The sequence below is a fragment of the Siccirubricoccus soli genome (genome assembly GCF_024178315.1).
GTDB lineage: Bacteria > Pseudomonadota > Alphaproteobacteria > Acetobacterales > Acetobacteraceae > Siccirubricoccus > Siccirubricoccus soli.
This window is the reverse complement of sequence record NZ_JAMZIK010000252.1, coordinates 1-8,395: the sequence shown is the minus strand read 5'-3', so window position 1 is coordinate 8,395 and position 8,395 is coordinate 1. Positions and strand designations below refer to the sequence as shown.

Annotated in this window: 8 protein-coding genes; 4 read left to right on the top strand and 4 right to left on the bottom strand. The window is 72.2% G+C overall.

Annotated features, from left to right (window positions below):
* Window positions 1-2,073 (top strand): DUF2339 domain-containing protein (locus NJ376_RS27765; RefSeq protein WP_252956601.1); only part of this gene is annotated, 2,073 nt, incomplete at its 5' end.
* 388 nt (window positions 2,074-2,461) lie between these two features.
* Here NJ376_RS27765 and NJ376_RS27760 read toward each other — a convergent pair.
* From NJ376_RS27760 to NJ376_RS27745, 4 genes are all read right to left on the bottom strand, one after another.
* Window positions 2,462-2,689, bottom strand: a complete 228-nt coding sequence (locus NJ376_RS27760) for a hypothetical protein (protein ID WP_252956600.1) — start codon at window positions 2,687-2,689, stop codon at window positions 2,462-2,464.
* Between the two features lie 36 nt (window positions 2,690-2,725).
* Window positions 2,726-3,307, bottom strand: a complete 582-nt coding sequence (locus NJ376_RS27755; protein ID WP_252956599.1) for a histidine phosphatase family protein — start codon at window positions 3,305-3,307, stop codon at window positions 2,726-2,728.
* Between the two features lie 190 nt (window positions 3,308-3,497).
* Window positions 3,498-4,115 (bottom strand): glutathione S-transferase family protein, encoded by a 618-nt coding sequence (locus NJ376_RS27750; protein ID WP_252956598.1) that lies wholly within the window; start codon window positions 4,113-4,115, stop codon window positions 3,498-3,500.
* Window positions 4,116-4,182: 67 nt separating this feature from the next.
* Window positions 4,183-5,115, bottom strand: coding sequence for a ribose-phosphate pyrophosphokinase (locus NJ376_RS27745; protein WP_252956597.1), 933 nt, complete (start codon window positions 5,113-5,115; stop codon window positions 4,183-4,185).
* 417 nt (window positions 5,116-5,532) lie between these two features.
* On the opposite strand from NJ376_RS27745, the gene fliF reads away from it, so the two are divergent.
* The 3 genes from fliF to NJ376_RS27730 form a co-directional block, all read left to right on the top strand.
* Window positions 5,533-7,188, top strand: coding sequence for a flagellar basal-body MS-ring/collar protein FliF (gene fliF, locus NJ376_RS27740; protein ID WP_252956596.1), 1,656 nt, complete (start codon window positions 5,533-5,535; stop codon window positions 7,186-7,188).
* An 8-nt stretch (window positions 7,189-7,196) separates the two neighbouring features.
* Window positions 7,197-8,195 (top strand): flagellar motor switch protein FliG, encoded by a 999-nt coding sequence (fliG, locus tag NJ376_RS27735; protein WP_252956595.1) that lies wholly within the window; start codon window positions 7,197-7,199, stop codon window positions 8,193-8,195.
* Window positions 8,192-8,395: hypothetical protein (locus NJ376_RS27730; RefSeq protein WP_252956594.1), on the top strand; the 204-nt coding region annotated here is incomplete at its 3' end. The genes fliG and NJ376_RS27730, both read left to right, overlap by 4 nt.

The following is an 8,395-nucleotide window of genomic DNA, read 5'->3' as shown; positions in this document are numbered from 1 at the left end:
GCCTATGCCACGGGACCGCTCTATGGCCTCGTCCCGCCGCTGATCGGCTTCGCCCTGCTGGCGGCAGCGGCACTGGCGGGCATCGCCCTCGCCCTGCTCTTCGGGCCACTGGTCGCCGCCATCGGCATCGCCGGCGCCTATCTGACGCCGGCCTCGGTGCAAACCGAGGATCCCTTCCTCCCGGGCCTCTACGCCTATCTCCTGGCGGTCACCGCCGCCGCGCTGGTGGTGCTGCGGCAAGTGGGGGCGGCATGGCTGGGCTGGGCGGCCAGCGCCGCGGCGGCGCTCTGGGTGCTGGCCGGCGGCATGGTGGCAGGCGGCGGGGAAGCGCTCTGGGCCCCTGCCCTCTTCGCGCCCGCGGCGGCGGCGCTGCATCTCTTCCTGCTGCCGGGGGCGGCGCTGGAATCGGGGATTGGGCAGCGACTGGCCTTCCTGCCCTTCGCCCTGCTGGCGGCGGTGACGCTGCTGCTGGTGCCGGGGGCGGAGAGCCACTGGCCGGCCGTCGGCGTGTTGGCCTTAGGCCCGGTGGCGATCGCCCGGGCCTGGAGGGAGGCCCGGCTGGCCGCCCTGCCCTGGCTCTCCGCCCTGGCCGGGCTGCTGGCGCTGCTGCTCTGGCCGGTGCCGGGCTGGCTGGCGCCGGAGGAGGCGGTGACGGTCGCCGGAGTGGTCCAGGCCATGCTCCCCATCCATCCCTGGCTGCCGGAGGCGCTGCGGCCCTTCCTCTTCGCCGCCCTGGCCCTGGCGCTGCTGCACGCCCTGGCCGGCGCCTGGCGGGAGGGGCGGAGCGCGCGGCCGCTGGCCTGGGCGGCGCTGCCGGCGGCAGTGCCGGTGCTGGCGCTGCTCGCCGCCTATGCGCGGGTGCGGGGCTTCGCGCTGGATGCGCGCTGGGCGCTGGTGGCGCTGGTCCTGGCCGCGGCGCTGACCGGCTGGGCGGCCCGCGCGGCCCGGCAGGGCGCGACGACACGGGCGGGGGCGCATGCCGCCGGGGCGGTGGCGGCGCTGGCGCTCGGCGCCGCGATGCTGCTCAGCGACCAGTGGCTGACCCTGGCCATCGCCCTGCTGCTGCCACCGCTCGCCTGGATCGAGGGCCGGGCCGGGCTGCCCGCCCTGCGTCCTGTGGCGCTGGCCGTCGCGCTGGTGGTGCTGGCGCGGCTGCTGCTGAACTGGAATGTCGCCGAATACGCGCTGGGCAGCACGCCGTTGCTGAACGGGCTGCTGCCGGCCTATGGCGCACCGGCCGCCGGCTTCGCCCTGGCTGCCTGGATCTTTGACCGGCGGCGGGAGGATGCGGTGGTGGCGGTGCTGGAGGGCGGCGCCCTGGCGCTGCTGACCGCCCTGGTGCTGCTGGAGATCCGCCACGCCATGGGTAACGGCGTGCTGGTGCCGGAGGCGCCGCTCGGCTTCCGGGAGATGGCGCTGCAGGCGACGGCGCTGGCCGTGCTGGCCAGCCTAGCGCAGGGGCTGGAGGCGCGGCTCGGCGGCCGGGCGGTGCTGGGCTGGGGGTGGCGGCTGCTCTTCCTCGGCCTTTCCGGTTTCTCCCTGCTGCTGCTGGCGGCCAACCCGGCCTTCGTCCCGGGCGAGACGCTCTGGCCCTGGCCGGTCTTCAACGAGCTGGCGCTGGCCTTCCTGGTGCCGGCGGTGCTGGCGGGCTTCGCGGCGCGGCGGGCGACGCCGCCCTGGCTGGCGCAGGTGATGGCGGGGCAGGCGCTGCTCGGCGCCTTCATCTGGGTGACGCTGACGGTGCGCCACCGCTTCCATCCGGTGGAGATGGCGCTGGATCTCGAGGAGGTCTCGGCCGCCGAGCTCTGGGCCTATAGCGGCGCCTGGCTGGCCTTCGGCGCGGCGCTGCTGGCGCTGGGGATCCGGACCGGGGCGAAGCCGCTGCGGCTGGCGGCGCTGGCGGTCATCGGCCTGACCATCGGCAAGGCCTTCCTGGTGGACATGGCGGAGCTGACCGGCCTCTGGCGGGTGCTGAGCTTCCTTGGGCTGGGGCTGGCGCTGATCGCGCTGGGCTGGGTGTACCGGCGCTTCGTGGTCAGCCCGGCGGCAGCGGCTCAGGCGGGGCCGGCCTGAGCCGGGGGCAGGAAACCCGGTAGGCTTCGGTGCGGTTGGGGCCGGGCTCCGCCCAATCCGCCATCGTGGGGATGCACTCCGGCTGCTCGCCGGGCGTAATCAATCGTAGCTCGCGCCTCGTTCCGTCAGTCCTGACGAAGTCAAATGCTCCGATATAGGTCAGGGGCGCATCCACGCGACCTTCAAGAGGGCGAGCAGTGCCGGTTCCAGCACCGAAGTAGTAATCCCGTCCTGCTGTTCCAAGCACGACGATGTCGCCGGCCGGCGTGGTGCAGAGGCTCATGCGGGTGTGGCCTCCGGTATCCTCGACCGGCTGGACCGAGGCCGAGCCGCCAGGACCGGAAAACCGCAGCGTCATGTGGTACCCCGCAAAGAACCCTGGCATTGGCTAAAGATCCAAGGTGACAGGCCCGCGGCCTTCGGGCGTCTCCGCGCTGGCGGAGTAGATCGGGACGAACCTGTCCATGACGCAGCCGACAAGCTGCCAGGCCAGCAGGCGCCCCGCCAGCAGCTTTATGGTCAGCCAGGCTGCCCTGCACACCCTGAGCAGCATCCCGCACGCCCCCGCCAGCCCGATCCTGAACACCATGATGCGGACCTGGCCGGCAGGCGCCATCGGTCGGGCCGGAACTGCAGGGGCATTCGGGTTGCCCTACGCCTCCGCCGCCAGTGCCGCCGGCGTCACCTCCCACACCCTTCCGCCATCCTTGGGCGGGGCGCACCAGATCGGCAGGGCGTTGGGGGTGCGGACATTGGGCTCATGCCCGAAGGCCAGTCGCAGCGCGCGCATCAGCGCGCCATGCGCCACCACCAGCACCGGACCGGGCTTCGCCGTGGCGCGGTTGATGGCGGCGACCGCGCGGTCATGCAGGGCTGCGAAGGTCTCGGCACCTGCGGGGGTGTAGCTGCCGGCGATCCAGTCATCGTACCAGTCGCCCATCGGCTGGCCTTCCTGCTCGCCGAACTCCACCTCCCGCAGCCCGGGGTCGATGGCGACCGGCAGGCCGAGCGCCTTCGCGGCGATCTCCGCTGTGACCCGGGCGCGCACCAGCGGCGAGCTGACGATGGTGGCGATGGGGCCGAGGCCGAGCAGCGTCTTCGCCGCCCGCTCCGCCTGGGCCAGCCCGACGCTGTTCAGCGGGATGTCGGTGGTGCCCTGGGAAAGGCCCTGGGCGTTCCAGTCGGTTTCGCCATGCCGCAGGAACCAGAAGCCGACCGGATTGAGCGCCACCATGAATTCGCCTTCCTCAATGCATGAGCAGGGCGCACTGACCGGCCGCCCGGAGCCGGGCCCCGGGGTCATGCGCCGCCCCCTCTCCTTCCCGGTGTCCTGCTGCGGCTTCGCCGCGGCAGGCTGTGCAAGGCGCCCCTCCCGGAGCGCCCCCGGGGCCCTCAAGGTGTTGCGTCAGCAACGCCTTGGGGATCTAGGCCAGCCCCTCCGCCTTCAGGGTGCGCTGCACGGCGGGGCGGGCCAGCATGCGCTGGTAATGCGCCGCCACATTCGGCGGCAGCTCCTTGCCCAGCCGGCCCTTCCACCAGAAGGAGACGTAGAACAGCGCCGAATCGGCGAAGGAGAACTCGCCGAGCAGGTACTCCTTCCCCTCCAGCGCCTTGTCGAAGACCGTGAGGCCCTTGGAGAAGATCTCCTCGCCCTTCGCCTTCACCGCCTCATGGTCGGATTCGGTGGGGGCGTAGTTGGCGGGGCGGAAGATGCGGGAGAAGCCCTGCATATGCAGCGTCGCCACCGCGTAATCCACGTATTCCAGCGCCTTGGCCAGCTTGTCCGCGCCCTGCGGCAGCAGCTTCGCCTCTGGGAAGCTGGCGGCCAGCCAGGTGGCGATGGCGGGGAATTCGGTGATGACGGCGCCGTCGTCCTTCACCAGCGTCGGCACCTTGGATTTCGGATTGATGCTGGTGAATTCCGGCTTGAACTGCGCCCCATCGCGGAGGTTCACCGCCTCCGCCTCATAGGGCTTGCCGATCTCCTCGAGCAGCACATGGATGCCGACCGAACAGGCGCCGGGCGCGTAATACAGCTTCATTGGATCGCTCTCCCCTTCGTCTCGGGTGGCGGCAAGCCTCCCCGAGGCGAGGGTTTCGCGCAACCGGCTAATTGAAGAGGGAGGAGACCGAGCTCTCTTCCGAAATGCGCCGCATCGCCTCGGCCAGCAGCGGGGCGATGGTGAGCTGGCGGATGTTGGAGGAGACCCGGACCGCCTCGGTCGCCAGGATGCTGTCGGTGACCACCATCTGCTCGATGGGGGAAGCGCCGACGCGAGCGACAGCGCCGCCCGAGAAGACGCCGTGGGTCACGTAGACGGAGACGCCGGTGGCGCCGTTCGCGATCAGCGCCTGGGCGGCGTTGCAGAGGGTGCCGCCGGAATCGACGATGTCATCGACCAGGATGCAGTGCCGCCCCTCCACCTCGCCGATCACGTTCATCACCTCGGAGACGCCGGCGCGGGGGCGGCGCTTGTCGATGATGGCGAGGTCGGTGTGGATGCGGGACGCCAGCGCCCGGGCCCGCACCACGCCGCCGACATCGGGGGAAACGACCATCAGGTCGCGGCCCTTGTAGCGTTCGGTGATGTCCCGGCTGAACAGCGGGGCGGCGAAGAGGTTGTCCACCGGGATGTCGAAGAAACCCTGGATCTGCGCCGCGTGCAGATCCATGGTCAGCACCCGGTGGGCGCCGGCGGCGGTGATGAGGTTGGCCACCAGCTTGGCCGAGATCGGGGTGCGGGAGCCGGATTTCCGGTCCTGCCGGGCATAGCCGAAATAGGGGATCACCGCAGTCACCCGCCGGGCGCTGGCCCGGCGCAGCGCGTCCAGGGTGATCAGCAGCTCCATCAGGTTGTCGTTCGCCGGGTAGCTGGTGGACTGGACGATGAAGACATCCTCGCCGCGGACGTTCTCGTTGATCTCGACGAAGACCTCCATATCGGCGAAGCGGCGGATGGAGGCGCTGGTGAGCGGCAGGCCGAGCGCCGCCGCCACGGCTTCGGCGAGCGGGCGGTTGCTGTTGCAGGCGACGATCTTCATTCGGGGAGCCTCATCCGGGCCGGCAGCCTAGCAGTGATGCCCAGGGTCCGCGTTCCGGCCCCGGGGCATTGGGGTTTCACACTCGTTCCAGGGCCCGCCCGTCCCGGCGAGGGAAGACGGCCTGGCGAAGGCTGCGGCCCCAGCGAGCGGCCGGCGCCGCCCGGGACCGGCCTTCGGCCTGCGGGCGGGGACATAACAAGGTGACAGAAGGGTGTAAATCGTCCGGGGCCCCGCCCGCCGCAACCGGCACATGCGGCGGAAGCATGCGGCACGGGCTTCGGCCCCTGCCCGGCCGGATTAACCCGGACGAAACCGGCATGCGGCACTTTCTGCCGGGCCGGTGCTGGACCGGCGACAGCGACGGGGAAGGCGGGACGGGCACCCTATGCCAGGACGCGCGCGGCCACAGGAGGTGGCATGATGGCCGGAGTCCTGGCGGGGTTGCAGGCGCTTGGGCCGAAGCGCCTGGCGGCGCTGGCGGCGGTGGGCGTCGGGCTGCTGGTGCTGCTCGCGGTGCTGGCCTTCCGCGCCGGGGACCCGCCCATGGCGCCTCTGTTCGGCGAGCTGGAAACCCGGGACGCGGCCGCGGTGGTGGCGGCGCTGGACCGCCAGCGCGTGCCCTACCGCATCGTCGGCGGCGGCACCCAGGTGCTGGCGCCGGCGGACCAGATCCCCCGGCTGCGCCTGATGCTGGCGCGGGAAGGCCTGCCGGCCGGCGGCGGCGTCGGCTGGGAGATCTTCGACCGCAATGAGAGCCTGACCACCAGCCCCTTCCAGCAGGACATGAACCGGCTGCGCGCCATGGAGGGCGAGCTGGCCCGCACCATCCGCGGCCTGGCCGGGGTGCGCGCCGCCCGGGTGCATCTGGTGCTGCCACGGCGGGAGGCCTTCTCGCGCGAGCGGGGGGAGGCGCAGGCCTCCGTCGTGCTCGCCATGCAGGGCAGCCAGCGGCTGGACCGGGAGGGGGTGCAGGCGGTGCTGCACCTGGTCGCCACCGCCGTACCCGGCCTCCGGCCGCAAAACGTCTCCATCGTGGACAGCCGGGGGGAGTTGCTGGCGCGCGGCGGCCAGGCCCTGACCGGCCCCAGCCAGGCCCTCTCGCAGGAGGAGCTGCGCCGGGCGCAGGAGCTGCGCCTCGGCCGCGCGGTTGAGGAGCTGCTGGAGCGCAGCCTCGGCCCCGGCAGGGTGCGGGCGGAGACCACGGTCGAACTGGATTTCGATCGCATCGAGACGCGCGAGGAGCGCTTCGACCCGGAGAACCAGGTGCCGCGCAGCCAGCAGAGCGCCTCCGAGCAGAGCCGCAACAGCGAGCCGCAACCGACCTCCGTCGCCGGCAACATCCCCGGCGCCGAGCCGCAGCAGGGCACCGGCACCTCCGAAAGCCGCACCGAGGAGACCACGAATTTCGAGATCGGCCGCACCAACCGCACCACGCTGCGGGAGGGGCCGGTCATCCGGCGGCTCTCCGTCGCCGTGCTGGTGGACGGGGTGACGGAACCGCAGGAAGGCGGCCCGCCGCGCTGGCGGGAGCGGACGCCGGAGGAGCTGGCGCGCCTCGCCACCCTGGTCCGCAGCGCGGTCGGCTTCGACGAGCGGCGGGGCGACCGGGTGGAGGTGGTCTCCATGCGCTTCGCCGAGGAGGCGGTGGGCGGGGCGGTGGCGCCGGAGGGCTTCCTCGGCCTGCCGATCGCCCCGGTGCTGGGGACGCGACTGCTGGAAAGCCTGCTGTTCTCCCTGGTGGCGCTGGCCGCCATCCTGCTGATCGGCAAGCCCATGGTCGGGCGCATCACCGCCGCACTGGTGCCGCAACCGGCCCTGGCCGCGGCCGGGGCGGAGGGCGCGCCGCTGGCCGAGGGCGGGGCGGCGCTGACGGCGGAGGGCCTGCCGGCCGTCCTCGCCGCCAACCCGGCCGCCCTGGCCAATGGCGACCCGGAGGCCATGATCCAGGTGCAGAACGTGCACGGGCAGATGCGCGCCTCCGCCATCAAGGCGCTGACCGAGCTGATCGACTCCCATCCCGATGAGGCGGTCTCCGTCCTGCGCCGCTGGCTGAACCCGGAGGATGCCTCGTGAGCCTGAGCATGATCCGCCCCCTGACCGGGCCGCAGAAGGCCGCGGCCATCATGCTGGCGATCGGGGAGGACTACGCCGCCCGCCTCTTCTCCAAGATGCATCAGGACGAGATCCGTGACCTCTCGCAGGCCATGGCGATGCTCGGCACCATCACCGCCGAGCAGATCGAGCAGCTCTGCCAGGAATTCGGGGAACAGCTCGGCCGCACCGGGGCGCTCACCGGCTCCTTCGAGAGCACGGAGCGGCTGCTGCTGAAGAGCCTGCCGCCCGACCGCGTCGCCCAGATCATGGAGGAGATCCGCGGCCCCGCCGGCCGCACCATGTGGGACAAGCTGGGCAATGTGAACGAAGGCGTGCTCGCCAACTACCTGAAGAACGAATACCCCCAGACCGTCGCCGTGGTGCTGACCAAGGTGCGGCCCGACCATGCCGCCCGCGTCCTCTCCCTGCTGCCGGAGGGCTTCGCGATGGAGGTCGTCATGCGCATGCTGCGCATGGAGACGGTGCAGAAGGAGGCGCTGGAGGGCGTGGAGCGCACCCTCAAGGCCGAGTTCATGTCCAACCTCGCCCGCAGCCAGCGCCGCGACGCGCATGAGCTGATGGCGGAGATCTTCAACAACCTCGACCGCCAGTCGGAAAGCCGCATCCTCGGCGCGCTGGAGGAGCGCAACCGCGACGCCGCCGAGCGCATCCGTACCCTCATGTTCACCTTCGAGGATCTGCGGCGGGTGGATGGCGCCGGGCTGCAGGTGCTGCTGCGCGGTGTCGAGAAGGACAAGCTGGCCCTCGCCCTCAAGGGCGCCTCGGAGGAGCTGCGCGACCTGTTCTTCCGGAACCTGACCGAGCGCGCGGCGAAGCTGCTGAAGGACGACATCGCCGCCCTCGGCCCCGTCCGGCTGCGGGATGTGGACGAGGCGCAGGCGATCATCGTCGCCACCGCCAAGGATCTGGCCGCCCAGGGCCAGATCGCGCTGCAGGATGGGCGTGAGGAGGAGATGGTGCAATGAGCGCCGCCCCCGGCTTCGAGCCCTTCCTGCCGCCGCGCTCCGGCCCGGTGCCGTCCCCGGCCCTGGCGCCCTCCCGGCCCGGCATCCGCCTGCCGGATTTCGACGCGCCGCCGGCGCCCGACCCGGCCATCACGCTGGCGGCAGAAGCGGCGGCGGCCGCAGCCGCGGCGGCGGAAGCGGACGCGGCCGAGGCCGCTGCC

What these genes read in the sequence shown, in the direction of transcription:
- fliF (WP_252956596.1), top strand. Translation starts at nt 5,533, where the DNA reads ATGATGGCCGGAGTCCTGGCGGGGTTGCAGGCGCTTGGGCCGAAGCGC.
- NJ376_RS27750 (WP_252956598.1), bottom strand. Translation starts at nt 4,115, where the DNA reads ATGAAGCTGTATTACGCGCCCGGCGCCTGTTCGGTCGGCATCCATGTG.
- NJ376_RS27745 (WP_252956597.1), bottom strand. Translation starts at nt 5,115, where the DNA reads ATGAAGATCGTCGCCTGCAACAGCAACCGCCCGCTCGCCGAAGCCGTG.
- NJ376_RS27760 (WP_252956600.1), bottom strand. Translation starts at nt 2,689, where the DNA reads ATGGCGCCTGCCGGCCAGGTCCGCATCATGGTGTTCAGGATCGGGCTG.
- fliG (WP_252956595.1), top strand. Translation starts at nt 7,197, where the DNA reads ATGATCCGCCCCCTGACCGGGCCGCAGAAGGCCGCGGCCATCATGCTG.
- NJ376_RS27755 (WP_252956599.1), bottom strand. Translation starts at nt 3,307, where the DNA reads ATGGTGGCGCTCAATCCGGTCGGCTTCTGGTTCCTGCGGCATGGCGAA.